We start from the raw sequence: 24,862 nt of genomic DNA, 5'->3' as shown, positions 1-24,862 counted from the left end.
AGCGCTGCTTTGTAAAGGAGCTGTCATGAATTTCGATGCGTCCCAGGTCACCCTGTTTGAAACCAGTTGGGAAGTCTGCAATAAAGTCGGCGGCATTTATTCGGTAGTCAGCAGTAAGGCCCTCCAGGCCGTGGAGCACTTCGGCGAGGACTACTTCCTGCTGGGCCCGGCCCTGCAGCAGAACCCCGGCTTTGAAGAGACGGACGAACACGTCTGGGACTCCCTGCGCATGGCCCTGGCCACCAAGGACCTCAAGTGCCGCCTGGGCCGCTGGAACATCCCCGGCCGCCCCAAGGTCATTCTGGTGGATTTTGCCAAGCGCTACGCCAGCAACCAGCTGCTCTACGAAATGTGGAAAAACTACGGCGTGGATTCCCTTTCCGGCGGCTGGGACTACATTGAACCCGTCATGTTTGCCGCGGCCTGCGGCGAGGTGGTGGCCGCCATCCATGAAAACCACGTCAGCCCCATGGAGGGCCGCTCCGTAGCCCTGTTCCACGAATGGATGTGCGGCGCAGGCCTGCTCACGCTCAAGCGCCTGGCCCCGCAGGTGGGCACGGTCTTCACCACCCACGCCACCATGCTGGGCCGCGCCCTGGCCGGCACCGGACGCGACATCTACAGCAACATGCGCACCATCAACCCCGCCAACGAGGCCGCCAGCCTGAACATCACGGCCAAATGGTCCATGGAGAGCGCCAGCGCCCGCGAGGCCGACGCCTTTACCACCGTAAGCCCCATTACCGGCGAGGAATCCGTGGTCTTTCTGGGCCGCCAGCCCGACGTCATCACCACCAACGGCCTGGACCTGCGCGTCATCCCGGACTACTCCGAACAGCGCGAAGCCCCCAGGGAAAAACGCGCCCGCGTGCTGGCCGCGGCGGAGCGCTTTCTGCGCGGCAGCCTGCCGGAAAGCACCCGCATCTTCGCCATCTCCGGCCGGTATGAAATGCACAACAAAGGCGTGGACATCTTTCTGGAAGCCCTGGCCCGCGCGGATAAAAATCTGGCCGGCACGGACGCCTCGGTGCTGGCCCTCTGCCTGGTCATGGGCGGGCACACGGGCGTGAACCCGGCCGCCGTTTCCGGCGACCCCCAGGCCAACGACAACGGCAAGCCCTTCCTCTGCACCCACTTTGTCTGGAATGCCCCGCAAGACCCCATCATCAACGCCTGCCGCCGTCTGGGCCTCGACAACGCCCCGGAACGGCGCGTGAAGGTCATCTTTGTGCCTGCCATGCTGGACGGCAACGACGGCTTCTTCAACCTGCCCTACGAGCAGGTGCTGGCCGCCTGCGACACGGGCTTCTTCCCCTCCTGGTACGAGCCCTGGGGCTACACCCCGCAGGAAAGCGCGGCCTGGTCCGTGCCCACCCTGACCACGGATCTCTCCGGCTTCGGCATGTGGGCGCGGGACCAGCTGCAGGAAGCGGCGGAGCTCCACCCCGGCGTCTGCATCATGCCCCGCCGGGGCATGAACTTCGAGCAGAGCGTGGAAGTGCTGCACGAATACATGCTCAAAGCCGTCACCTGCCCGGCGGAAGAGCTGCCCCAGTGGCGGCGTCAGGCCCGCCGCCTGGCGGAACAAAGCTCCTGGAACCACTTTTTTGCCAACTATCTGGAAGCCTTTACCCTGGCCCTCAAAAAGGCCGCCGTGCGAGCCGACCACGACGCCGGGCACGCGGCCCTGACCCGCGTGCTTACGGCCTCCTGCTCGGCCACGCCCTTCCTGCGGCCCATCATGGCCGTGGCCGAAGTGCCGGAGGCGCTGACCCGCCTGCGCGACCTGGCCCGCAACCTCTGGTGGTGCTGGCATGACAAGGCCAAAGCCCTGTTCATGTCCCTGAACCCGGCCCTGTGGGAAAATTGCCGCAATCCCCTGAAAATGCTGGAGGAGGCCACGCCGGAACGCTTTAAGGAGCTCTGCGCCAACAAAGAGTACATGGACCTCTACACCGAGGTTGCAGCCGCCTTTGACGCCTACATGGCCGAACCCCTGCGCAGCCCGGACCCCAACATCACGCCGGAGCGCCCCGTGGTCTACTTCTCCACGGAATTCGGCCTCAACGAGTCCATCCCCATCTATTCCGGCGGGCTGGGCGTGCTCTCCGGCGACCACCTCAAGTCCGCCTCGGATATGGCCCTGCCCCTGGTGGGCGTGGGCCTGCTGTTCAAGAACGGCTACTTCACCCAGGCCCTGGACGCCAACGGTCGTCAGGTGGCCCAGTACCCGGTCAACAACTTCGCCCAGCTGCCCATCACCCTGGTGCAGGACAGCGCGGGCGAGCCGCTCTACGTCCATCTGGAGCTGCCGGGCCGCATCCTCTTTGCCAGGGTCTGGAAAATGCAGGTGGGCCGCGTGACCCTCTACCTCATGGATACGGACACCCGCCGCAATACTGATGAGGACCGCCACATCACCGACCGCCTCTACGAGGCCAACCGCGAAGTGCGCCTCTTGCAGGAAATGGTCCTGGGCATGGGCGGCATGCGCCTGATGCGCGCTCTCAGCATCCTGCCCGGCGTCTATCACATGAACGAAGGGCATTCCGCCTTCATGGCCCTGGAGCGCCTGCGGGACAACATGGCCTCCGGCATGAGCTTTGCCGAAGCCCTGGAGCGCGTGCGCTCCAACACCCTGTTCACCACCCACACCCCGGTGCCCGCGGGCAACGAGGCCTTCTCCCTGGAGCTCATGCAGCGCTACTTCGGCGGGCTGGCCGCCAGCCTGGGCCTGACCTGGCCGCAGTTTGTGCAGCTGGGGCAGATGGAGGGCGGGGACAGCAGCGCCTTTGAAATGACCGTTCTGGCCCTGCGCCTCTCCTGCTGGGCCAACGGCGTAAGCCGCCTGCACGGCGTAGTTTCCCGCCACATGTGGAACAACCTCTGGAAAAGCCTGCCCCTGGCGGAAACCCCCATCGGCTATGTGACCAACGGCGTGCACACGCCCTCCTATGTGGGCAGCTGGATGCACGAGCTGCTTCTCCAGCATCTGGGCCAGGGCTGGCTCCAGGCCCCGCCCGAAGATCCGGTCTGGGAGCGTGTGGCGCAGATCCCCGACGACGTCTACTGGGCCGCGCGCATGCACCAGAAAGAAGCCCTGCTGGAGGCCCTGCGCAGCAGCATCCCCCACTTTGCAGAGCTCTTCCACCTCACTGCGGGCCAGCGCCAGGGCATGGAACGCCTGCTCACCCCGGAAACCCTGGTTATCGGCTTTGCCCGGCGCTTCGCCCCCTATAAGCGCGCCACCCTCATTTTTGCGGATCCGGAGCGCCTGGCCCGCCTGATGGGCGACGCCAAGCGCCCCGTCATCCTGGTCTTTTCCGGCAAGGCCCACCCCGCGGACGAGGCGGGCATCAACCTTATTCAGGACGTGCTGCGCATCTGCCGCGACGAGCGTTTCCTGGGCCGCGTCTTCTTTATGGAGAATTACAGCCTGGCCGTCTCCCGCCTGCTCTCCCAGGGCTGCGACGTCTGGCTCAACACCCCGCGCCGCCCGCACGAGGCTTCAGGCACCAGCGGCATGAAGCTGCCCGTCAACGGCGGCGTAAACCTGAGCATCTCCGACGGCTGGTGGTGCGAGGGCTACAACCGCGAAAACGGCTGGACCATCGGCCCCGTAGTCGCCACAGAGCTGCCCAGCAGCGAGCAGAACGACTACGCCGACGCCGAAGCCCTCTACTCCCTGCTGGAAAACGCCGTGCTGCCCCTCTACTTTGAGCGCGACGCCACAGGCCTGCCCGCCCGCTGGATCGGCCTTTCCAAGCGCTCCCTCAAAAGCCTCACGCCCATGTACAGCTCCAACCGCATGCTCAACGACTACCTGCGCCAGTACTACCTGCGCGCCGCCCGCCGCCGCAACATGCTGGCCGAAAACGACTGGGCCGCCTGCCGCGCCCTGGCCGCCTGGAAAGCCGACCTGGCCACCCGCTTCGGCACCGTTAAGGTGGAGGAAATCATCGTCAGCGGCGTGGAAAACAACACCATGTTCTGCGGCGAACCCGTCAGCGTGCGCCTGCACATGCACCTGGGCAGCATGAAGCCAGAGGAAATCCTGGTCCAGCTGGTTATCGGCCAGGCCCTGTCCAACGGCAACTTCACCAGCAAACCCGAAGTGCTGCGCCTGGAACAGCGCCACGCCGACCACGGCGACGACGGCATGAACTACGCCGCCAGCTACATACCCGCCCACAGCGGGCACTACCGCTACGGCATCCGCATCCTGCCCGTCCACCCGGCCCTGGCCAGCCCCCTGGAAACCGGCCTGATCCTGTGGGCGTAAGCGCAGAGGCCTGGAAATAACGTTTCACCCTCAGGAAACGCGCGGGCATACCCAGGATGAAAAAAGGGGCCCGGTGTCCGGCGCTGTCGCGCCCAGCATAAGAGGCGCCGCCGTCGGCCCCCAGGAACACAAGGCGCCCGGCCACAAGACTGGAGGACAGGGGTTGGCTGTGGACCCGCGGTTCTTGTGCCCGGCACAAAAAAAGGCCATATTTTAGTGGCAAAAGGAACAAGCGCCCGCTGCAGCGGGCCACACGCCGCACAACCCGCACGGTTGCGGGTTTTCCCTCCCCACCATTCCGGCGCGTCGGGCAGGCCCGACGCGCCTACTTCAGGAGGTTTTTATGGCACAGGATTATTTTCGCGCGCTCAGAGACGTGGCGCTGGTCATCAACTCCAGTCTGGAGCCCGGCGAAGTGCTGCACAAAATTACGGAGCAGACGGCCCACACCATGGGCTGCAAGGCCAGCACCATCCGCCTGCTGGACAGCACCGGGCGCTTTCTGCTGCCCAGCGCCGCCTACGGGCTTTCGGCCACCTACATGCGCAAGGGCCCGGTGGAGGTAAAGCGCAGCGGCCTGGACGGCGAAGTGTTGGCCGGCAAAACCATCCACCTCAAGGACGCCACCGCCGACGGCCGCTTCCAGTACCCGCAGTCGGCCAAGGCCGAGGGCCTGGTCTCCGTGCTTTCCGCGCCGCTCATGGCGGACGGCAAAGCCATCGGCCTTATCCGCGTCTATTCCGACGTGGAGCGGGAATTCAGCCCGGACGAGCAGACCTTCATGGAAGCCGTAGCCGCCATCTCCGCCCTGGCCATTGAAAACGCCCGGCTGCACGAGGCCCTGCGCAACAACTACGATCTCATGGCCAAGCACGCCTACTCGCTCTATGAAGATTAGCCGCCGCAGCTTGGGCGACGGCAGTACCCGAATTTTGCTCCGCAGATTGTGAGGAGACAACAATGCGCAAAATCAAAGTGGGCATCAACGGCTTTGGCCGCATCGGCAGGCAGGTGTTCCGCGCCCTGCACCAATCCTACGCCGACCGGGCGGAAGTGACGGCCATCAACGACCTCTTCGACGCGGAAACCAATTTCCACCTGCTGGAATACGATTCCGTCTACGGCCGCGCGCACCTGGACGTGGCCATCAACGGCGCGGACGTGCGCGTGGGCGCCTGGAATATCCACTGCTTTGCCGAACGCGACCCCCGCCAGCTCACCTGGCGCGACTACGACGTGGACGTGGTGGTGGAAAGCACCGGCATTTTCCGCAAGGCTTCCCAGGCCTCCGTACACCGCGACAACGGGGCCAAAAAAGTCATCATTACCGCCCCGGCCAAGGAAGAAGACATCACCATCGTCATGGGCGTGAATCACGAGCAGTACGATCCGGAAAAACACCACATCGTGTCCAACGCCTCCTGCACCACCAACTGCCTGGCCCCCATGGCCCTGGTGCTGCAGCGTCAGTTCGGCATCAGGCTGGGCAATATGGTGACCATCCACTCCTACACCAACGACCAGCGCATTCTGGACATGGCCCACAAGGACCTGCGCCGGGCCCGCGCCGCCGCCTGCAGCATCATCCCCACCTCCACGGGCGCGGCCCAGGCCGTGGCCAAGGTCATCCCGGAGCTCAAGGGCAAGTTCAGCGGCTATTCCCTGCGCGTGCCCACGCCCACGGTCTCCGTGGTGGATTTCTCCGGCATTCTGGAAAAGGAAACGGACACGGAAACCCTGCTGGCCGCCCTGCGTCAGGCCTCGGAAACCGACCTCAAAGGCATTCTGGAATACAATGAAAAACCCTTGGTTTCCATGGATTTCAAGGGCAACCCGGCTTCCTCCATCCTGGAATCGGCCTACACCACCGTGCAGGAAGGGCATCTGGTTAAGGCCGTGGCCTGGTACGACAATGAATGGGGCTATTCCAACCGGGTCTGCGACCTGATTTGTCTGATGGCCGACAAGGGCCTGTAGCAAGAAGGCCATGCCCTGAGCGGCGAGGCGCTGCGGATTTTGCCTCCCGGCAAGGAAAAAGCGCTTTCGCGGGCGGGGATAGTACTCTTATGGTACAGACCCGCCGCGGAAGCGCTTTCTGACGCCGCCGGGGGACAAAAGACGCGCGCCTCGCCGCTCAGGATATAAATTAATGGATGCTAGCGTTCAAAATAGGTATACCCCCGCAACCCGTCTTCAAACGCCTGCATGATGGAAAACCGCTCGCTGGGGGAAATGCGCCCCTGGCGCACGGCCAGCTCCGCTGTGCTGCGCAGGTCTTCCAGAATACGGCGGGGGTCGTATTCCACATAGCTCAGGATATCCGCCACGGAATCGCCGCGGATTTCGCGCACATATTCGTAGCTGCCGTCCTCGGCCACGCGGATGGAAACCACGTTGGTGTCGCCCATAAGGTTGTGCAGGTCGCCCAGGGTTTCCTGGTACGCGCCCACCAGAAAGACGCCCAGGTAGTATTCCTCGCCCTCGCGCAGAGGGTGCAGGTCCAGGGTGGGCTTCATGCCCTGCGGGTCGATGAAGTGGTCAATGCGGCCGTCCGAATCGCAGGTGATGTCTGAAATGATGCCCTGGCGGGAAGGAAATTCCTTCAGCCGGTGCACGGGCATGACCGGGAAGAGCTGGTCGATGGCCCAGGAATCCGGCAGGGACTGGAACACGCTGAAGTTGCCGTAGTAAATGTCGGCCAGGCTCACGTCGATGTCCGCTAGGTCGCGGGGCACGGTTTTGAGGCGGGTTTTTTCCTGCGCGATGCGCAGGATGATGGCCCAGAAAAAGCGCTCCGCCAGGGTGCGCTGGCGCAGGTTGACCCGGCCGGTGGAAAAAAGCTGCCGCATCTCGTCGCGGTAGTAGATGGCGTCGTTGTAGCATTCCTGCAGGTTGCGCAGGGTAATGCTGTTCAGGGTTTCGCGCAGGTTAAGCACGGGTTCGGGCGTGCCTTCGGGCAGTTCCTCAGGCAGCTGCACTTCCTCCACCATGCTCACGTCCAGGACGTTGAACAGCAGTACGGAGTAGTAGGCCACGGTGGCGCGGCCCGATTCCGTGATGATGTGGGGGTGGGGGACGTTCTCCTCGTCCAGAATGCTCATAATGGCTTCCACCACGTCGGTGCAGTATTCGTCCAGGGTATAGTTGCGGGACGAAATGTAGTTGGTGTGGGAGCCGTCGTAGTCCACGGCCAGGCCGCCGCCCAGGTCCAGATAGCCCATGGGCGCGCCCTCCTGCACCAGGCCCACATAAAGGCGCGCGCCCTCCATGACGCCCGTGCGGATGTCGCGGATGTTGGAGACCTGCGAACCCAGGTGGTAGTGCAGCAGTTTGAAGCAATCCAGCATCTGGTGGGCCTTAAGGGTATCCACCACGTCCACCACCTGGGCCGGGGAAAGGCCGAAGGTGGAGCGCTCCCCGCCTGAATCTGTCCAGTGCCCGCCGGCCTTCACGGCCAGCTTGGCCCGCACGCCGATATTGGGGCGCACGCCCAGGGCCTTGCTGCGCTCCAGCAGCAAGCCCAGCTCGCCGGGCATTTCCAGCACAAAAAAGACGTTGAAGCCCAGCCGCCGGGCCTGCAGGCCCAGGTCGATGAATTCCTCGTCCTTATAGCCGTTGCAGACAATGCAGGCCTCGCGGTCGCGCATGAGGGAAACCGCGGCAATGAGCTCGGCCTTGGAGCCCACCTCCAGCCCATGGTGATAGGAAGGACCGAACTGGGCGATCTTTTCCACCACCTGCTGCTGCTGGTTGACCTTGATGGGAAACACGCCCCGGTACGAACCCGTGTAGTTGAGATTTTTGATAGCCTTGCGGAAGGATTCGTGGATATTGCTGATGCGCGAATCCAGGATGTTCTCCACCCGCAGCAAAACCGGCATGTCATAGCCGCGCTCGCGCAGCCCGGCGATGATTTCCGGAATGGAGACCTGCGGCCCCTGCGGGCCCTGCGGGCAGACGACCACCTCGCCCGCCTCGGAAACGTCAAAATAGCCTGCTCCCCAGTTGCGGATGCCGTAAAGCTCTATGGAGTCTTCCACCCGCCACTGCTGCAACGCGCGGTTCTTTGCCAATGCCTGCTCCTTGCCGCGCGGGCCGCGCGGGCTTCGTAAAAAGAGGCGCCATTATGCCGGTCCCGCGCCCAAAGTCAATACGAACCGGCGGCGAAAGCGCCGCGGGCCTTGCGGGGCGCGGCCCCGGCGGCCCCTTCCGGCGCGGCCCGCCCCTTGACGCCGAAGGGCCCTTGCTTCACTTTTAGCAGAACGGCGCCCCCCAGGGAAACCCCCAAAACACCCGCGCCCGCTCTTCAGAGCAGATTACCTTTGAGAATGCATATTCTCAAAGGTTACGGCACGCTTATTTCGGCGCTTAACAGCGCAAATAAATTGCGCTTACGCCTGCACGGCGGGCGCCTGCTCACGCAGCCGCTGCGGCATTTGAACCTTGAAATGCCGTGCGCCGGGGAGATCCCATGACCAACCTGCTCCGCTCCTGTCTTTGCCTCGCGCTCCTTCTGCCGCCGTTGCTGGGGGGCTGTGGCGACGACGCCAAAACCTCCGGCCCGCCGCCGGCTCCGGTGCGGGTGGCGGCCGTGACGCGCGGGGACGTGCCGCGCCTGCTTCAGGCCGTGGGCAACGTGCGCGCCTCGGCCAGCGTGGAGGTCCGCCCCAGGGTCACGGGCGAAATTCTTGAAGTCCACTTCACCGAAGGGCAGGACGTGCGGGAAGGGGCGGCCCTCATCACCATCGATCCCCGGCCCTTTGCCGCGGCCCTGCGGGAAAAGCGCGCCCAGCTCGCCAAATCCGAAGCCCAGCTGGCCAAGGCCCTGGACGATATGCGCCGCTACGGCAAGCTGGTGGGTGAAGGCTATGTGAGCCGCGAGGCCTACGAAAAAACCGCCACAGACGCCGCAGCCCTGCGCGCCACGGTGCAGGCGGACAAAGCCGCCGCGGAAAGCGCGGCCCTGGAGCTTGACTACTGCACGGTGACCGCCCCCATCAGCGGCCGCGCCGGCAGCCTGCAGGTGGATAAGGGCAATATGGTCAAATCCACGGAGGCCACGCCCGTTGTGGTCATCAATACCCTTGCCCCCTGCTATGTGCTTTTTTCCGTACCGGAGGCCCACCTTCCCGCCATCCTGGAGCGCATGGCCAAGGGGCCCACGCCCGTCACGGCCACGCCCACGGGCGGCGAACCGGCCACCGGCGCCCTGACCCTGGTGGAAAACAGCGTGGACGCGCGCACGGGCACCATCCGCCTGCGGGCCACCTTTGCCAACGCGGACCGCCGCCTCTGGCCCGGCCAGTTTGTCCAGGTGGAACTGCCCCTGGGCACGGCCCGCAACGCCCTGAGCCTGCCCACCCGCGCCGTGCAGTCCGGCCGCGAAGGCCCCTATGTCTATGTGGCGGACGCGCAGCAACGCGCCGCCTACCGCAAGGTCACGCCCCTCTTTGAATACCGCGACGCCACCGTGGTGGAAGGCGACCTGCGCGAGGGCGAAGCCGTGGTGGTGGAGGGGCAGGTGCGCCTGGCCCCCGGCCTGCCCGTGCGGGTGGTGGAAGAGTAGTTGTTAAGAAGAAGCGTTGTGGGGGAAAAGGGGGACGTGATTTCCACGGCAGTTGCGCGCGGCATAGCGGCAAAAAAACGTCAGGCACGAATATTGCTGTCTTGTGGGCGTCCTGTCATGGCGGCCGGTTTTGCCGCCTGATCCATCGCCAGACCAGCCGCAAGGAGCGTCCGTATGGAACTGCAATTTCGCGTCCGCAACAACGACCTGGGGCCGCTCTTCCCCACCTTTCAGGAGCGGGTCAACGCCATGCTGCCCGTAAACCGGGCCGAGCCCGTGGGCAGCGGGGCAAACGCCGCCGCCCCGGCCCTGGAGCCCGCCACGCCGGAAACCCCGCACACGCTCAACAACGAAGAACTGCGCGCCGCTCTGGCCCAGGTGGAATCCCAGGCCCAGGAACACAGCCGGGAGCTGGCCGAAGTCCACTCCGGCCTCAACGCCCAGCGCGTGGCCCGACTGCTGGACCTGCTGGAGTAAGGCCGCCGGCCCGCAAAGGGCGGCCCTGGCGCGCCCCGACGCAGCTGGCCCCCAACGGCGGGGCCGGTATAGTCAGGCCGGGCGGCTTTTTCGGGCTACACTTCCAGGCTCAGGCCCACGGGGCAATGGTCCGAACCGTAGACCGTATCCTCAATCCAGGCGTCGCGCACGGCCGGGACAAGCTCCTGCGAAACAAAGAAATAGTCGATGCGCCAGCCGACGTTCTTTTCCCGCGCGCGGCTTTTGTAGGACCACCAGGAATAGTGCCCCGGCTCGTCGCCGTGCACCTGGCGAAAGGTGTCCACATAGCCCATGGCCGTAAAGCGATCCAGCACGGCGCGCTCTTCAGGCAAAAAACCCGTGCACTTGACGTTCTGCTTGGGCCGGGCCAGGTCCACGGCCTTATGGGCGATGTTGAAATCCCCGCAGACCACAATGGGCTTGCTCTTGCGGCAGGCCTCGGCATAGGTGAAAAAAGCGTCAAAAAATCCCATCTTGTACGGCAGCCGCTTGAAGCGCCCCGTGGGCCTGCCGTTTTCGTCCAGCTCTTCGGCTCCGCCGTTGGGAAAATAACCGTTGAAAAAATGGAAGTGCGGAAACTCCAGGTGCAGCAGGCGGCCTTCGCCCTGAAATTCGGGCTGGGGCAGCTCCACGCTCACATGAACGGGCGCAAGGCGGCTGAACACGGCCACCCCGGAATAGCCCTTTTTCACCGTGCTGGAGGCCCAGTGCGCTTCCCAGCCCTCAGGCCGGCGCAGATCCTCGTCCAGCTGATCCGGATGGGCCTTGGTTTCCTGCAGGGCCACCACCTGGGCGTCCGTGCGGCGGAACCAGTCCCAGGCCTCCTTGCCGGCCACGGCCCGCAGGCCGTTTACATTCCACGATACGAGTTTGAGCAGCATACGATCCTCCGCTGTACAGCATAGCCGCGCGGGCGGCGGCGGGCAAGGGGCGCATCCATTGCTTCCTGCACGGTTCTGCGCTATAGGGGGAAAGGAAAAGGAGTGGTTATGGAAAGTCTGCCCATTCGTCGCGCCATTCTGAGCGTCACGGACAAAAGCGGCCTGGCGGATCTGGCCGCCTTCCTCACCTCCAGGGGTGTGGAGCTGGTTTCCACCGGCGGCACGCAAAAAGCCCTGGAGGCCGCGGGCCTGCCCGTCACGGCCGTCAGCACCGTCACCGGTTTCCCGGAGATTCTGGGCGGCCGCGTCAAAACCCTGCACCCCAAAATCCACGCCGGCATCCTGGCCAGCAAGGACGACCCCGCGCACATGCAGACCCTGGTGGAAAAAGGCATCCGCCCCTTTGATCTGGTCTGCGTCAACCTCTACGATTTTGCGGGCGCGGTGGAGCGCAACCTCTCCCTGGAGGACGCCGTGGAGGAAATCGACATCGGCGGCCCCTGCATGCTGCGCGCTGCGGCCAAAAACTTCCACAGCGTCCTGGTGCTGCCCTCGCCCCAGTGGTACCCCGCCGCCATGGAAGAAATGCGCAACAACGACATGAACGTGGGCCTGGAATTTCGGCAGATTATGGCCTCCCGCGCTTTTGAGGCCACCTCCCGCTACGACGCGCTCATCACTTCTTATCTGCGGCCGTAAGGGCGGCGGCTGCGGCCGCCCCTTCCCCGCAGGCCCATCCCCAAGGAGCCTCCCATTCCCAAGCCAGAAGGCAACGTGCAGGGCCTCAAGCCCAGCCAGCTTGCCGCGCTCAACCGGCTGTTCAACCGCCGCTTCCCCGCCGCGGAAGTCTACACGCCGGAACAGGCCCGGGAGCTGGCCCTGCTCTCCCGCGCTCTGGGGCGGCAACTGGGCCTGCTTATCGACCGCAAGGGCCGCGTGCAGAACGTGCTGGTGGGCGAGGCCGGGAGCATCCTCATCCCCCAGCTCTCGCGCGGCCGCAGCGGGCAGGAGCGCCTGCGCGGCCTGCGCCTGCTGCACACCCACCTGACCCCCGAAGGCCTCAGCCAGGAAGATCTTATGGATCTGCTCTTCCTGCGGCTGGACGCCATCATCGCCCTCAGCGTCAACCCCGCCGGGGAGCCTGTGCAGTGGCAGGCGGCCCACCTGCTGCCCCGCGCCGTGGAAGGACAGCCCTACCACCTGGGCGCGCCCCAGGCCTGGACGCGCACCGCGGCGGACTTTGCCGCCACGGCCCAGGCCCTGGAGGACGAGCTCTCCCGCGTGGCCGCCGCAGGCCGGGAGGCGGCCGACGCGCCCCGCGCCCTGCTGGTTTCCGTATCGCCCCAGCCCCGACTGCTGCAGGAGCGTAACCTGGACGAGCTGGCGGCCCTGGCCGACACCGCCGGGCTTACCGTGGCCGGGCGCATGGTGCAGCGCGTGGCCCAGGTTAATCCGCGCCTCATTCTGGGCAAGGGCAAGGTGGCGGAGCTGGAGGTGCTGGCCCTGCAAGGCCGGGCGGACATGCTGGTCTTTGACGGCGAGCTGGCCCCGACGCAATTGCACAACCTGGCGGACATCACCGAACGCAAAGTCATGGACCGCACCCAGCTTATTCTGGATATTTTCGCCCAGCACGCCGTGACCCGCGCAGGCAAACTGCAGGTGGAGCTGGCGCAGCTGCGCTACACTCAGCCCCGGCTGGTGGGCAAAAACCGCGCCATGGACAGGCTCATGGGCGGCATCGGCGGGCGCGGCCCCGGCGAAACCAAGCTGGAAACGGACCGCCGCAAAATCCGCGAGCGCATGGCCCGCATCCGCGCCGCCCTGGACCAGCTGCGCCAACAGCGCTCCTTCACCCGCGCCCGGCGTTCGCGCCAGGGGCTGCCCGTGGCCGCCCTGGTGGGCTACACCAATGCGGGCAAATCCACCCTGCTCAACACCCTGACCCGCTCGGACGTGCTGGCGGAAAACAAGCTCTTCGCCACCCTGGACCCCACCACCCGCCGACTGCGCTTCCCCGCCGCGCGGGAGCTGGTGCTGGCCGACACCGTGGGCTTTATCCGCAATCTGCCCAAAGAGCTGGTGGAGGCCTTCCAGGCCACCCTGGAGGAGCTGGAAGCCGCCGATCTGCTTTTGCATGTGGCCGACGCCGCCCACCCAGACCTGCTGCAGCAGATCGCCGCCGTGGAGGAGACCCTGGACCAGATGGAGCTGGGCCGCGTGCCGCGCCTTTTGCTGCTCAACAAGTGGGACCAGCTCGCCGCCCCGGCCCGGGCGCAACTGGCCGACGCCCTGCCCCACGCCCTGCCCGTTTCGGCCCGCAGCGGCGAGGGCCTCCCCGCCCTGCTGGAGGCCCTGGAGCTGCGCCTGCTGCATCCGGCCCACGCCCTGGTGCTGCCGCAGACCAACGCGCCGCAGGCCTGAACAGACGCCCGAAGCCGGTTTCCCCCGCCCTTTTCCCGCACAAAAAACGCACAGCGGCCGCCTCGACGTCCGCTGTGCGTTGATCCGCAACAATCCGCGCTTCAGGCCCGCGCCTAGGGTAGATTAACTTTGAGAATATGTATTCTCAAAATTTACGGCACGCTCGTTTCGGCGCTTAACAGCGCAAACAACTTGCGCTTACACCGCAACAACGGGCGTCTGTTCACGCAGCGCCAGGGCATTTCAAAGTTGCAATGCCCTAAAAGGCCACCACCACCTGCTCGCTGTCGGGCGCGCTGCGCCGGGCGATCTCGCCCAGACACCAGGCCCCCATCTCAAAGGCGCGGATCCGCCCCACGGCCTCTTCGGCCTGGTCGGCGGGCAGCACCAGCACATAGCCAATGCCTGCATTAAAAATCTGCAATATTTCCGGCCAGGAAAGGTGACCGGCTTCGTTGAGCCAGTGGAAGACCGGGGGCATCTGCCAGCTGCCGAAGTGGATGCGGGCCTCCACCTGGCCGGGCAGCACGCGGGGGATGTTGTCGTAAAAGCCCCCACCCGTAATGTGGGCCATGCCCTTGATGTTAAGGTCGCGCATAAGGGAGCGCACCACCTCCACATAGATGGTGGTGGGGGTAAGCAGCACCTCGCGCACGCTGGCCCCGGCGCCGGGCAGGGCGTCGTCCGGGCCAAGGCCGCTCTGGGCCAGAATCTTGCGCACCAGGGAATAGCCGTTGGAATGCAGGCCCGAAGAGGCTATGCCCACAATCTTATCGCCCACCTGGATGCTGGAGCCGTCAATAAGCCGGGCGTTGTCCACAAGGCCCACGCAAAAGCCCGCCAGGTCGTATTCGCCGGGGCCGTACATATCCGGCATTTCGGCGGTTTCACCGCCCAGCAGGGCGCAGCCCGCCCGGCGGCAGCCCTCGGCCACGCCGCCCACCACGGTCTGGGCCGTATCCACGTCCAGCTTGCCCGTGGCAAAATAATCCAGAAAGAACAGGGGCGTCGCCCCCTGCACCAGAATGTCGTTGACGCTCATGGCCACCAGATCGATGCCCACGGTATCGTGCTTGTTGCAGGCAAAGGCCAGCTTGAGCTTGGTGCCCACCCCGTCCGTGGAGGCCACCAGCACCGGCTCGGCCATGCCGGTGAGATCAGGACGGAACAGCCCGCCGAACCCGCCTATGTCCGAGATGACGCCCCGGGTATGGGTGCCCTGCACCAAATCCTTGATGCGCGAGACCAGGGCATTGCCCGCCTCAATGTTGACGCCCGCCTGGGCATAGGCTTTTGCGCGTTCGCTGGACATCCGTTCCTCCTTACTTCTTGGGCAACCATAGCAGATTTCAGCGCAAACCCCAAGCGTCTTTTTGGGCGGCCGCACCCCGCTTTTTTCGTGGACCGCCGCGCTCCGGACTGCTATCCTGACCTGGAAGACAGGAGTACGCCCATGCCCCTGCGCATATCCCAATCCAGCCCCCCGCCCCGGCGCGGCAGCCCCGGTCTGCCCCTGATCGGCTCGGCTTTGGGGGTTGTTCTGACCGTTTTTGTCCTGACCGGGACGCTGCCGCCTTGGTCGCCCGCCGCCGCGGAAGGTGGAGGGCAGGAATACCGCGCCCCCGTAAGCACAACCGTGCACGGCGCACAGCCCCCTGCCGCGCTGCCCGCTCCAGACAATACGGCCGCAGGCCCCGCAGCGGGCGGCCTCCTGCCCGCCGACCGGCAGACCGCGTTGCCGCCAGGTTTTTCACCAGGCACTGCGCCGCAGAGTATGCCGCAGGCAGCCAACGCGGGGCAGGCCGTCCTCCCCCCCGCAGGGCTGCCGGCTCCGCCGGAAAACAGCGCCCGCACCCAGGGCACGGCGGATCTGCAGGGGAACAACTTTTCGGATCCGGGCCAGGCGCTCCAGTGGCGGGATCCGCAGACCGGGGACGTCATCACCTCCGTCGTGCCGCCCCGCCAGAAGCCGCAGACGCAGAACCCCGGCCTGCTGTTCATCGCGCCGCAGGTCTACCCGGACAGGCCCTATGGGTCGGGCAACGGGGGCAGCGGCCAAGGCTGGAACGGGATGGGTTCCGCATCCGGCCGGGGCGGACAGTAGGCGGGCCGCAGGCGCACTTTTAGGGCAGATTCCCTTTGAGAACAGGCCGTCTCAAGGGTTGCGGCTCGTTCGTTCCGGCGCTTGCCAGCGCAAAGATAGTGCGCTTACGCCTGCGCGGCGCGCGCCTGCTCACGCAGCCGCTAAGGCCTTGCAACGTTGCAAGGCCGTAACGGCCGGGACGGCGGACGCCGCCGCGCGCATCCGCAACCTCAGGAGGCTCTATGCAGGCATTGCTTTGGGAAGCCCGGCCGGACAATTCCGTGGCCTGTCGCCTCTGCGCCCAGGCCTGTCGCCTCAAACCGGGCGAAAAAGGCCGTTGCGGCGTACGGGTCAATGTGGACGGCGCCATGCATACCCTGGTGGGCGATGTGGTCACCTCCGTCAGCATGGACCCGGTGGAGAAAAAGCCCCTCTACCATTTTTTGCCGGGCACGCGCACCTTTTCCGTGGGCAGCGCGGGCTGCAACTTTGCCTGCCGCTTCTGCCAGAATGACGGCATCTCCCAGCTGCCCGCCCACGGCCGCATCCCCGGCAAGCGCGTCATGCCCGAAGACCTGGCGGCCCTGGCCAAAGAATACAGCGCGCCCAGCATGGCCTTCACGTACAACGAACCCACGGTTTTTTTCGAGCTGATCTACGCCACGGCAGGCCTGGCCGTGGAAAGTGGGCTGCGCTGCCTGTTGGTGAGCAACGGCTTCATGACGCGGGATTGCCTGCGCGCCCTGGAACGCCGCATCTGCGCCGCCAACATCGACATCAAGAGCTTCAGCGACCGCTTCTACCGCCACTATTGCGGCGGCCGCCTCCAGCCCGTGCTGGATTCCTGCAAAACCATCAGGGAGCTCGGCTGGTGGCTGGAGGTGACCACCCTCGTCATCCCCGGCGTCAACGACAACCCCGGCGAGCTGGCCCAACTGGCCGCCTTTATCCACGACGAGCTGGGGCCGGACACGCCCTGGCACATCTCCGGCTTCCACGGGGCTTATCTTATGGCCGACCATCCCTCCACCCCCCTTTCTACCCTGGAAGAAGCCTGGCGGCTGGGCCGCGAAGCAGGGCTCAACTACGTCTACATCGGCAACGCGCCCAGCGCCGTAGGGGCCAACACCTTCTGCCCCCACTGCGGGGCGCTCATGGTGGAACGCGCGGGCTACGCCGTGCGCCTCCACGGCCGTGGCGGGCTCTGCCCCGCCTGCGGCGCGCAGCTGGCCGGGGTGTGGTCATGATTCTTGTCTACACCGGCGACGGCAAAGGCAAAACCAGCGCCTGCGTGGGCCAGGCCGTGCGCGCCCTGGGCCAAAACCTGCGCGTGGCTTTCGGGCAGTTTATGAAGCGCGACGGCCAGGCCGGGGAACAGGCCCTGCTGGCCCAATGGCTGGGGCCGCGCTTTCTGGCCGGAGGGCCGGGCTTCCTGCGGCGGGAGGAAGACCGCCCCGCCCACCGTGAGGCCGCCCTGCGCGTGCTGGACTGGGCAAAAACACAACTGAAAACCGTGGACCTGCTGGTGCTGGACGAAGCCCTCTACGCCCTCAAGGCCCAGGTGCTGACCCGCCAGGAAGTGGAAGAGCTCCTGGCGCTCGCCCGCGCCAACGAGTGCCACCTGGTGCTCTCCGGCCGCAACGCCCCGGACTGGCTGGTGCAAGCCGCAGATCTGGTCACCTCCATGACCGAAATCAAACACCCTTGGCGCACCGGCGTCACGGCCACGGCCGGGATTGAGTATTAGCAAGGAAGTGTTGTGGGGAGGGGGGAACTTTGGGGTAGTGCCCAGAATTCTTCGCCCATTTTGTAGCGGCCGCGTGGTCAGGATTTTGCCCTGCCTTGCGCGCGGCACACAAAAAAACGCGCCCGGAAATGACCCGAGCGCGCCCGCACAAAAGCCGGGGAACCGAAAAAAACCTTACCTGCCCCGGATCCAGTAAGTTTCAAAGCCGTCTTCCAGCCAGCCGTCCTGCACCTTCGTGAACCCCGCCTGCTTGAACAGCTCGCGGTATTCCGCGCGGGTGCGCCGCCAGCCCCAGAACTGCTGCCGCCGGATGCCGAGAAAATGCAGGGCCGCGCGGATAAGGATCTTGATGGCGTTCACAAAGCTGCCGATGGCCGAATCCTCTTCCAGCAGGGAGGCGGAAAGCAGGATGATCTCCCCGCCGGGCGCAAGCTGGGCGCGCAGCTCGCCCAGCAGGTGGGCAAACTCCCGCGTGGGGATGCCGTAATCCACGGTAGAAAGGTAGATCATGTCGTACTGCACGTCCGCGGGCAGACAGGCTGGCGGCAGGCCGATGTAGATGCGCTCGTTGGGCACGCGCCGCCTGAGCCAGCGCATGCTCACGGTGCTGGGCTCGTTGACGTGCAGCTCCAGCTCCGGCATTTCCTCCAGCAGCACGTTTTCCATATACCCCACGCCGCTGCCGATGGAGAGCACGCGCACGGGCTCGCTGCGGCCCGCTGGCTCCTGCGCCAGCTTGGCGCGCAGCTGGCCCACCAGCCAGCGCGCGTCCTTGCGCTTGTTCGCCCGCCATTGGGCGGGCAGATCGTCCCAGCCCTTGTACCGGCGGAACAGCTCCTCATAAAACACCGCGTAGAACTTGGGTTCCGCCAGGTGAAAAAAGGAAATATGGGAGAAGGTGGTAAAGGGTATGCCTTGCCAGCTTTCCTGATAAAAACGCCGCACTGTTGCGCCTCCCGGAAGCGGACCCGCGCGTGCGCCGTCCACTCCTGCTTGCTCCCAGCATACGCCAAGAGCGCCAGGGGCGCAATCGGCCCCGGAAATACAAACAGCCCTGACCGTGCAGACGATCAGGGCCGGTAAAAGAAAAGCAGCGGGAACTAGCTTTCGCTCACGCGGCGGAACATCTTCTTGCCCGCGCCGCACACAGGGCAGCGCCAATCGTCCGGCAGATCCTCAAACTTGGTTCCCGGGGGGATCTTATGCCGGCGGTCGCCGCGGTCAGGGTCGTACACGTAGCCGCAGTTGACCGTCTGGCAGCGCCACATATCCTTGGTATCGGCCATGGTTGCCTCCCATGCCGCGTTTTATTCCGCGGCGGCGGTTCCGGTCACAAAACCCTTGGAAGAAGCGCCGGTGCTGGAAGGCGTGCCGGCGATCTTGGCCAGGTAGGTGTCGCCCAGGCGCGCAATGTGGCCGGCGATGTTTTCATAGTAGGTAAGGTGGGCCTGTTCCTCATCGATAATGCGCTCAAACAGCCGGGCGGAAACAATGTCGCCCTGCTCCTTACAGACCTGCAGGAACTGGCTGTAGGCCTCAATGGTGTGGTCTTCCTGCGCGGTGTCGGCAGTGTAGATGATAGTCACTTCCTGGCCGGTGGTCACCTTGCCGTCCTTCTGGGTGGTGGGCTCGCCGCCCAGCTCCTTGATGCGCTCGGCAAAGCTCTCGGCATGGCGCATTTCGTCAATGGCGATGAGCTTCATATTGGCGGCAAGCTCGCCATAATCCATGTCGTCCAGATTGTAGTGCTGGTTCATGTACTGATGAACGGCGAAAAGCTCCATGGCCCGGGCCTTGTTGAGCACTTCAATAACTTTTTCCTTACGGCTTTCCCTGCTCTCTGCCATGCTACTCTCCTTGGTGGTTATGCGGGGCGGGATCGACGCAAACCCGTCCTCGCCCCTGCGCCGTCTGGGACGGCGATCTGAACGCGGCGGGCGCACACCCGCGCCTGAGGCCGGATGCCCCTTGCGGCACAAACCGGCCTCACAGCGGTTCCATCCAGGCTTGCCGCGCAGATTCTGCATACCCGCATTTGCGCAAACACTCAAGCCGAACGCTGCTCGCGGTCTTCAGACGCCAGGGCCTCAGCCGCGTCAAAAACATGCGCGCCCTCGATGCGCCGCCGGGCGCAGGCCTCGCAGATGCCGTCGTACTCCACGCGCGAATCCAGGATGCTGGCAAAGCCCTCTACCTGCATGCCCTCCACCGAAGGCGCTTCCTGAATTTTTTTCACATCCCCGATATGCCCGCAATAAATGCAGCGCACATGCTGGTGCGGGGACATGTCGCCATCAAACCGCTTGATGCTGCCGGCGGTTTCAAGGCGGCGGATCTCCCCGCTGTCCGCCAGAAAATCCAGATTGCGGTACACGGTGCCCAGGCTGATGCGCGGCAAGCGCCGCCGCACCATGCTGTAAAGCTCGTCCGCCGTGGGGTGGCTGACGGTTTTGCGCAGCTCCTCCAGGATCACCGCCCGTTGCCGCGTCATTCTTGTTTGCGTTTGCGCCATATGTTCCTCTCCGCTATTTATAATAAACATTATCGTTACCGCAAAGAGCTTGTCAAGCCCCTCCCGCGGCGGACGGCAGATTTACGCGCCGGACCTCCGGCCCAGGGCACAGGTTTTTGCAGCCCTGCGGAAAACCCGCTGCCGCGGGGCTATCCCTGCTGATCCAAAGCAGCCTCCTGCCGGAGCACGAGATCCTGCCCGGCGCGGGCCGCGCCCCACAGCCCGCTGTTTTCGTCTTCCATCAGGCGCACGGGCGTGGCCGCAAAAAGATCCCGCAAGGGCTCGGCGCGGCTGAGCTCCGCCGCAAACTCAGGGCAGGTCACGCACAGGGGATTGCGGGCGGCAATGCCGCCGCAGATCCACAGCCCGCCCAGGCTCAGCCCGGCGTACATCCAGTTGCGGCAGAACCGGGCCAAAAACCGGGCATACCACTGCAGCGTGGTGGTCTCTGAGCTCAGGGCCTCTGCGCCCACCACCGGCGGGAACAGGTATGCGCCGCTGAGAAAAAAGTGCAGTTGGCTGAGCCCCAGGCCGGAGAGCACGTTCTCCGCGCTGATCCAGCTCTGCCCCAGATCCTTCTGCAAAAAGCGCTCAAAATCGTGTTCCGGCCGCCCCACAAAAGGAAAGGCCGCGTGCCCCGCCTCCGAAGGCACGGGCAGCCAGCGCCGCCCGCTCCAGACCAGGAGCGCCGCCCCCAGGCCCGTGCCCGCGCCCAGCACGGCCCGCGCGGCAAAGCGCGCCGCCCCCGCCGCCTCCGGCAGGGCTTCCCCCGCCGCCAGCCGGGCGCTTTGCCCCGGCGGGGTCAGGGTGGCCAGAGCCGCGGCCGCAAAATCGTTGCACAGCAGGCAGCGGCGCAGGCCAAACAGCCGCCGCGCCTCGGCCATGTCCAGCCGCAAGGCCCCGTTGGTCAGGCAGCCGCGCCCGGCCGCCACGGGCCCGGCCACGGCCATGGCAAGCACGTCATCGCGCCGGATGCCCAGGTCCAGCCGCTTTTGCAGGGCCAGCAGGGCGGCCTCCGTATCGTGCAGGCCCGCCGAGGGCATCCAGGAGGCGCGCTCCAGCCGCAGCGCGCCGTCCTCAAAGGAAAAACAGCCGAAGCGGGCGTTGGTGCCGCCGATGTCGGCCGCCAAAATGCGCTGGCGCGCCATCAGTTTCCGGGCTCCCCATCCTGCGGCCCGGCGTCGATTTTCCGCACGATGCCGGTAGTGCTGCAGCCGGGCGTCAGCGCGGCCAGGAACACGCGCCCGCCCGCGGCCCGCACCAGGTCGGCCCCCACCACAGTGGCCTCCGTATAGTCGCTGCCCTTGACCAACACGTCGGGCCTGATGGCCCTGATGAGCTCCAGGGGCGTATCCGCGTCAAACAGAATCACCGCCTCCACCCCGTTAAGGGCAGCCAGAACCTGCGCCCGGCTGCGTTCGTCCTGGATGGGCCGCGTGGGCCCCTTGAGCCGCCGCACCGAGGCGTCGCTGTTGAGCCCCACGATCAGATGGTCGCCCTGGGCCGCGCTCTGCCGCAGCAGGGAGACGTGCCCCGGATGCAGAAGATCAAAACAGCCGTTGGTAAAGACCACGGTTTCGTTTTTGCGCCGCCAGTCCTCCACTTTTTCCAGCAGGTCCGGCAGGGCAAAAAGTTTGGGATTTTCTGCATTTTCCCGCAGGGCGGCCCGCAGCTCGCTCAGGGTCACGGGGGCGGTGCCGGTTTTGCCCACCACCACGCCTGCCGCCGTGTTGGCCACGCGCACGCTCTCCTCCCAGGGCAGGCCCTTGGCCACACAGGCCGCCAGCACGGCCACCACCGTATCCCCCGCGCCGGAAACGTCCGCCACTTCACGCGCACGGGCCGGGCAGCGGCACAGCAGCCCCTGCCCGGTATAGAGCTCCATGCCCTTGGCCCCGCGCGTAAGCAGCACCCGCGCAAAGGCGTAATCCCCGCAAAGTCTGGCCGCCAGGGCCGCACGCCGCGCTGCGTCCGGCGCGGCCCCGGCATCCTCGCCGCAGGCGCGCATGAACTCCGCGCTGTTGGGCGTCACGCACTGCGCCCCCCGGTAGCGCTCCCACTGTCCACCCTTGGGGTCCACCAGCACGGGCACGCCCAGGGCTTCGGCCGCCTCCGTCACCGCCGCGCACAGGCTGACGCCGTCCGCATCGGGCAGCAGCACGCCCTTGCCGTAATCCGAAAGCACCACAGCCCCGCAGCCGGGCAGCAGCTCCAGGGCCCGCTCGCGCAGGGCCGCCAGCTCCGCCGCGGCGGGCGGCGCGCAAAGCTCTTCATCCAGCCGCAGCATCTGCTGCCCTTGGGCCAGGACGCGCGTCTTGCAGGTAGTGCGCCGCGCGGGCGCGTAAACCAGGGAATCTTTGAGCCCCTCGGCCGCCAGGGCCGCGCGCAGCTCCTCCCCGTCCGCATCCCGCCCGGCCAGCCCCGTCAGCCGCGCCGTTACCCCCAGCCGCAACAGGTTGCGGGCCACGTTGGCCGCCCCCCCAGGGACCGACCAGCGCCGCCGCACCGCCACCACCGGCACCGGAGCCTCCGGCGAAATGCGCCGCACGCTGCCGGAAACGTAGCGGTCCAGCATCACATCGCCCACCACCAGAACGCGCACCCCGTCAAAATCCATACCTACCCCACAGTGCGGCACCGCAGATCCGTCCCTGCGCCCGCAGCCGCAGGAGTTTCATAAAGCATTTTCCTAAGAAATATCCCAGCGCGCCGCAAGCCAACCCGGCCTCGCGGGCGCAGCCGCCCGAAATCCGCTGCAGCAGGCCGCCGTTGGGGCGACACTTTTGCAAAACATAACAGACCGCACGCCGACGCTGCCGCGCGCAGGCCGCCGAATCGCGGCTCGTGCGCCCGGCGCAGAACCCGCCGGCGCAGCCGCAAGAGCCCCCCAGGCCCGAAAAGCGCTACTTTTGCATGCCGCAGGCGGTTTTGAACAATTGCACAAAGCGGGCTTCGGTGGCCTCCCCGGCCAGCAGCTCCGGCAAGGACTGCCGCGCCGCGCGGCCGAGCCGCCGCCGTTCTTCCGCAGAGGCGGCCAGCTTCTCCAGCGCCCCCGCCAGAGCTTCCACGTCTTCCTGCGGCGTCACCAGGCCGTTTTCCCCTTGCCGCACGGCCTCCAGCTGACCAGGCAGATCGCTGACCACCACGGCCAGGCCGCTGGCCAGGGCCTCCACCAGGGCCGAGGGCAGGCCATCCACATCGCCTTGCGGCGTCCGGCGGCCCGGCGATACAAAGATATCTGCCCGAGCGTACACGTCAGGCATGTTCTCATGGGGCACGCGGGCCAGAAAACGCACCCGCCCCCGCAACCCGAGCCGACGGGCCAGACGCCGCAAAGAGGCGCGCTCCGGCCCCTGCCCCACCAGCTCCAGGCTGAAATCCACCTTGCGCGCCGCCAGCAGGGCGCAGGCTCGCAGCAGCAGGTCGTAGCCCTTGCGCCGGGCCATGGTGCCCACGGCCAGCAGTATGACGGCGCGATCCGCCGCGGCGGGCAGGTCCGCATCGTCTTCGGGCGGGGTGATGGTCACAGGATCGCGCAGCACCAGAGCTTTGCCTTCGGCTTCGGGCAGCAGTCTGACCAGAGCCGCGCGCGTGGCCTCAGTATCGCAGCGCACAAAAGCCGCATCCCGCACCTTGGCCGCCCAATCGCTGCCAGGGGCGGCCAGATCCCGCGCCCGCACAGAAAAGGCAAAAGGCGTCTGCATGAGGCGCGCGGCCACCCAGCTGGCTGTGGAAGGCCCGTGGGCCTCGGCCGCGTAAAAAAACTGGATGCCGTCCTGCATGCCCCAGCGGGCCAGCAGGGCCCCGGCGCAAAAGGCGTGCAGCTGCGCCCACCAGCCGCGCCCGCCCCGGCCGGGCCGTTGCCGCCAGAGCTCCCAGACCTGCGCCGAAGTGCCCCGCATGTGGCGCAACATGCCGGCAAACGCCCCCAGGCAGCGCAGCCAGCCCATGCGCCGCACGGCCAGAGGCAGAGCATAGCCCTCAGGGGAGCTCAGAAGGCCGCTTTCGCTCAGGGCGTAAATGCGCGAGAGCAGGCCCGCCGCGTGCAGCCGGTGGGCCGCATACATCAGCCCCTGCCCCGCCGCCTCAGGAAAACGTGTGGCCACCAGCGCGCCGCGCACCACGGGCACAGGCCCCTGCAGCAGGTTGTGCGCGCCCTGGGGCGGCAAGGGCGGCGGATCATGCCTCTGACACTGCAGCACGCCGTCTTCAAGCGTGTAGATGCTGTCGCAGTACTCAGCCATCTTGGGGTCGTGGGTTACCATGACCAGGGCCACGCCGCCCGTGTGGCAGAGGTTGCGGAAATTTTCCATGATCAGCCGGCTGGTCTTGGCGTCCAGCGCGCCTGTAGGTTCGTCGGCCAGAAGAATGCGGGGGTTGTTGACCATGGCGCGGGCAATGGCCACGCGCTGTTGCTCGCCGCCCGAAAGGCGGTTGCTGCGGTAGTGCACCCGGGCCGAAAGCCGCACCAGCTCCAGGGCGCGGATGACGCGCTCCCAGCGCTCCTGGGGGGGAACCTGCTCATAGATAAGGGGGAACTCCACATTCTCAAATACCGTGGAGTGGTCGAACAGGTTGCTGGCCTGCATGACAAAGCCCATGTTGCCGCGCCGGAAAGCCGCGGTCTGCTCCCTGTTCAGGGCCAGCACGTCGGCGCCGAGAATCTCCAGGCTGCCCGCGTCCGGCGCGTGGAGCATGCCCAGCACATGGAGCATGGTGGATTTGCCGCAGCCGGAAGGCCCCATAATGGCCACCATCTCGCCGGGTTCCACAGCAATGTTGACCCCGCGCAGCACCGGCGGGAAGCCTTCATAGCGTTTGTACAGGTTCTGGGCGACGATTACCGGTGCCATGCTCCAACCTTGTCCG

At 65.9% G+C, this 24,862-nt stretch carries 20 protein-coding genes; 10 read left to right on the top strand and 10 right to left on the bottom strand.

All coding sequences use genetic code 11. The features are described 5' to 3' along the window. The first annotated feature begins 25 nt into the window (after nt 1-25). From glgP to gap, 3 genes are all read left to right on the top strand, one after another. Nucleotides 26-4,282 carry an alpha-glucan family phosphorylase gene (gene glgP / locus BLS55_RS01955; RefSeq protein WP_092152681.1) on the top strand — a complete coding sequence of 1,419 codons (4,257 nt, stop codon included), beginning with the start codon at nt 26-28 and terminating at the stop codon, nt 4,280-4,282. A gap of 343 nt (nt 4,283-4,625) precedes the next feature. Then, entirely contained in the window at nt 4,626-5,180 is a 555-nt protein-coding gene (locus BLS55_RS01950) for a GAF domain-containing protein (RefSeq protein WP_092152680.1), read from the top strand. A gap of 62 nt (nt 5,181-5,242) precedes the next feature. Next, nucleotides 5,243-6,259 carry a type I glyceraldehyde-3-phosphate dehydrogenase gene (gene gap, locus BLS55_RS01945; RefSeq protein ID WP_092152679.1) on the top strand — a complete coding sequence of 339 codons (1,017 nt, stop codon included), beginning with the start codon at nt 5,243-5,245 and terminating at the stop codon, nt 6,257-6,259. A 179-nt stretch (nt 6,260-6,438) separates the two neighbouring features. On the opposite strand, the gene speA is transcribed toward gap, so the two are convergent. Continuing rightward, nucleotides 6,439-8,355: a biosynthetic arginine decarboxylase gene (speA, locus tag BLS55_RS01940; RefSeq protein WP_092152678.1), complete on the bottom strand. Its 1,917-nt coding sequence runs from the start codon at nt 8,353-8,355 to the stop codon at nt 6,439-6,441. A 398-nt stretch (nt 8,356-8,753) separates the two neighbouring features. Between speA and BLS55_RS01935 the strand changes: the two genes are divergently transcribed. Both BLS55_RS01935 and BLS55_RS01930 read left to right on the top strand, forming a co-directional pair. Continuing rightward, on the top strand, nt 8,754-9,848 hold the full coding sequence (locus tag BLS55_RS01935) for an efflux RND transporter periplasmic adaptor subunit (RefSeq protein WP_092152677.1): 1,095 nt from the start codon (nt 8,754-8,756) through the stop codon (nt 9,846-9,848). Between the two features lie 174 nt (nt 9,849-10,022). Then, a complete protein-coding gene (locus BLS55_RS01930) occupies nt 10,023-10,325 on the top strand; it encodes a pseudouridine synthase (protein ID WP_092152676.1) in 303 nt (100 codons plus the stop codon). Between the two features lie 95 nt (nt 10,326-10,420). On the opposite strand, the gene BLS55_RS01925 is transcribed toward BLS55_RS01930, so the two are convergent. Continuing rightward, nucleotides 10,421-11,227, bottom strand: coding sequence for an exodeoxyribonuclease III (locus BLS55_RS01925; protein ID WP_092152675.1), 807 nt, complete (start codon nt 11,225-11,227; stop codon nt 10,421-10,423). Between the two features lie 108 nt (nt 11,228-11,335). Between BLS55_RS01925 and BLS55_RS01920 the strand changes: the two genes are divergently transcribed. Together BLS55_RS01920 and hflX are read left to right on the top strand one after the other, a co-directional pair. Then, the gene (locus BLS55_RS01920; protein WP_092152674.1) at nt 11,336-11,926 is read left to right on the top strand and encodes an IMP cyclohydrolase; all 591 of its coding nucleotides are present in this window, start codon (nt 11,336-11,338) and stop codon (nt 11,924-11,926) included. A gap of 75 nt (nt 11,927-12,001) precedes the next feature. Beyond that, the gene (gene hflX / locus BLS55_RS01915) at nt 12,002-13,651 is read left to right on the top strand and encodes a GTPase HflX (protein WP_092152673.1); all 1,650 of its coding nucleotides are present in this window, start codon (nt 12,002-12,004) and stop codon (nt 13,649-13,651) included. 259 nt (nt 13,652-13,910) lie between these two features. Here the strand turns inward: hflX and purM are convergent, their stop codons facing one another. After that, entirely contained in the window at nt 13,911-14,963 is a 1,053-nt protein-coding gene (gene purM / locus BLS55_RS01910) for a phosphoribosylformylglycinamidine cyclo-ligase (protein WP_092152672.1), read from the bottom strand. Nucleotides 14,964-15,104: 141 nt separating this feature from the next. On the opposite strand from purM, the gene BLS55_RS01905 reads away from it, so the two are divergent. From BLS55_RS01905 to BLS55_RS01895, 3 genes are all read left to right on the top strand, one after another. Continuing rightward, nucleotides 15,105-15,755, top strand: a complete 651-nt coding sequence (locus BLS55_RS01905) for a hypothetical protein (RefSeq protein ID WP_092152671.1) — start codon at nt 15,105-15,107, stop codon at nt 15,753-15,755. 221 nt (nt 15,756-15,976) lie between these two features. Next, nucleotides 15,977-16,981, top strand: a complete 1,005-nt coding sequence (gene amrS / locus BLS55_RS01900) for an AmmeMemoRadiSam system radical SAM enzyme (RefSeq protein WP_092152670.1) — start codon at nt 15,977-15,979, stop codon at nt 16,979-16,981. Beyond that, a complete protein-coding gene (locus tag BLS55_RS01895) occupies nt 16,978-17,481 on the top strand; it encodes a cob(I)yrinic acid a,c-diamide adenosyltransferase (RefSeq protein WP_092152669.1) in 504 nt (167 codons plus the stop codon). The genes amrS and BLS55_RS01895 overlap by 4 nt, the downstream gene beginning before the upstream one ends. A gap of 174 nt (nt 17,482-17,655) precedes the next feature. Here the strand turns inward: BLS55_RS01895 and BLS55_RS01890 are convergent, their stop codons facing one another. From BLS55_RS01890 to BLS55_RS01860, 7 genes are all read right to left on the bottom strand, one after another. Beyond that, nucleotides 17,656-18,426: a methyltransferase domain-containing protein gene (locus tag BLS55_RS01890; RefSeq protein ID WP_092152668.1), complete on the bottom strand. Its 771-nt coding sequence runs from the start codon at nt 18,424-18,426 to the stop codon at nt 17,656-17,658. Between the two features lie 155 nt (nt 18,427-18,581). Next, nucleotides 18,582-18,767, bottom strand: coding sequence for a rubredoxin (locus BLS55_RS01885; RefSeq protein WP_092152667.1), 186 nt, complete (start codon nt 18,765-18,767; stop codon nt 18,582-18,584). A 21-nt stretch (nt 18,768-18,788) separates the two neighbouring features. Beyond that, a complete protein-coding gene (locus BLS55_RS01880; RefSeq protein WP_092152666.1) occupies nt 18,789-19,328 on the bottom strand; it encodes a bacterioferritin in 540 nt (179 codons plus the stop codon). A gap of 200 nt (nt 19,329-19,528) precedes the next feature. Next, nucleotides 19,529-19,993 (bottom strand): Fur family transcriptional regulator, encoded by a 465-nt coding sequence (locus BLS55_RS01875; RefSeq protein ID WP_092152665.1) that lies wholly within the window; start codon nt 19,991-19,993, stop codon nt 19,529-19,531. A gap of 149 nt (nt 19,994-20,142) precedes the next feature. Then, the gene (locus BLS55_RS01870; RefSeq protein WP_092152664.1) at nt 20,143-21,141 is read right to left on the bottom strand and encodes a glucokinase; all 999 of its coding nucleotides are present in this window, start codon (nt 21,139-21,141) and stop codon (nt 20,143-20,145) included. Continuing rightward, a complete protein-coding gene (gene rfaE2, locus BLS55_RS01865; RefSeq protein ID WP_092152663.1) occupies nt 21,141-22,610 on the bottom strand; it encodes a D-glycero-beta-D-manno-heptose 1-phosphate adenylyltransferase in 1,470 nt (489 codons plus the stop codon). Before rfaE2 ends, BLS55_RS01870 begins: the two co-directional genes overlap by 1 nt. A 286-nt stretch (nt 22,611-22,896) precedes the next feature. Continuing rightward, nucleotides 22,897-24,846, bottom strand: a complete 1,950-nt coding sequence (locus tag BLS55_RS01860) for a glycosyltransferase (RefSeq protein WP_092152662.1) — start codon at nt 24,844-24,846, stop codon at nt 22,897-22,899. Between the last annotated feature and the right edge of the window lie 16 nt (nt 24,847-24,862).

Origin of the sequence: Desulfovibrio legallii (assembly GCF_900102485.1) — a bacterium.
GTDB classification, from domain to species: domain Bacteria; phylum Desulfobacterota; class Desulfovibrionia; order Desulfovibrionales; family Desulfovibrionaceae; genus Desulfovibrio; species Desulfovibrio legallii_A.
Note: the sequence above shows the minus strand (reverse complement) of the source record. Positions and strands in the feature narration are given on the sequence as shown.

Bases quoted from the DNA above. Each gene is read 5' to 3' on its own strand.
- glgP (WP_092152681.1), top strand. From the start codon at position 26: ATGAATTTCGATGCGTCCCAGGTCACCCTGTTTGAAACCAGTTGGGAA.
- BLS55_RS01950 (WP_092152680.1), top strand. From the start codon at position 4,626: ATGGCACAGGATTATTTTCGCGCGCTCAGAGACGTGGCGCTGGTCATC.
- gap (WP_092152679.1), top strand. From the start codon at position 5,243: ATGCGCAAAATCAAAGTGGGCATCAACGGCTTTGGCCGCATCGGCAGG.
- BLS55_RS01935 (WP_092152677.1), top strand. From the start codon at position 8,754: ATGACCAACCTGCTCCGCTCCTGTCTTTGCCTCGCGCTCCTTCTGCCG.
- BLS55_RS01930 (WP_092152676.1), top strand. From the start codon at position 10,023: ATGGAACTGCAATTTCGCGTCCGCAACAACGACCTGGGGCCGCTCTTC.
- BLS55_RS01925 (WP_092152675.1), bottom strand. From the start codon at position 11,227: ATGCTGCTCAAACTCGTATCGTGGAATGTAAACGGCCTGCGGGCCGTG.
- BLS55_RS01920 (WP_092152674.1), top strand. From the start codon at position 11,336: ATGGAAAGTCTGCCCATTCGTCGCGCCATTCTGAGCGTCACGGACAAA.
- purM (WP_092152672.1), bottom strand. From the start codon at position 14,963: ATGTCCAGCGAACGCGCAAAAGCCTATGCCCAGGCGGGCGTCAACATT.
- BLS55_RS01905 (WP_092152671.1), top strand. From the start codon at position 15,105: ATGCCCCTGCGCATATCCCAATCCAGCCCCCCGCCCCGGCGCGGCAGC.
- amrS (WP_092152670.1), top strand. From the start codon at position 15,977: ATGCAGGCATTGCTTTGGGAAGCCCGGCCGGACAATTCCGTGGCCTGT.
- BLS55_RS01895 (WP_092152669.1), top strand. From the start codon at position 16,978: ATGATTCTTGTCTACACCGGCGACGGCAAAGGCAAAACCAGCGCCTGC.
- BLS55_RS01885 (WP_092152667.1), bottom strand. From the start codon at position 18,767: ATGGCCGATACCAAGGATATGTGGCGCTGCCAGACGGTCAACTGCGGC.
- BLS55_RS01880 (WP_092152666.1), bottom strand. From the start codon at position 19,328: ATGGCAGAGAGCAGGGAAAGCCGTAAGGAAAAAGTTATTGAAGTGCTC.
- BLS55_RS01875 (WP_092152665.1), bottom strand. From the start codon at position 19,993: ATGGCGCAAACGCAAACAAGAATGACGCGGCAACGGGCGGTGATCCTG.
- BLS55_RS01870 (WP_092152664.1), bottom strand. From the start codon at position 21,141: ATGGCGCGCCAGCGCATTTTGGCGGCCGACATCGGCGGCACCAACGCC.
- rfaE2 (WP_092152663.1), bottom strand. From the start codon at position 22,610: ATGGATTTTGACGGGGTGCGCGTTCTGGTGGTGGGCGATGTGATGCTG.
- BLS55_RS01860 (WP_092152662.1), bottom strand. From the start codon at position 24,846: ATGGCACCGGTAATCGTCGCCCAGAACCTGTACAAACGCTATGAAGGC.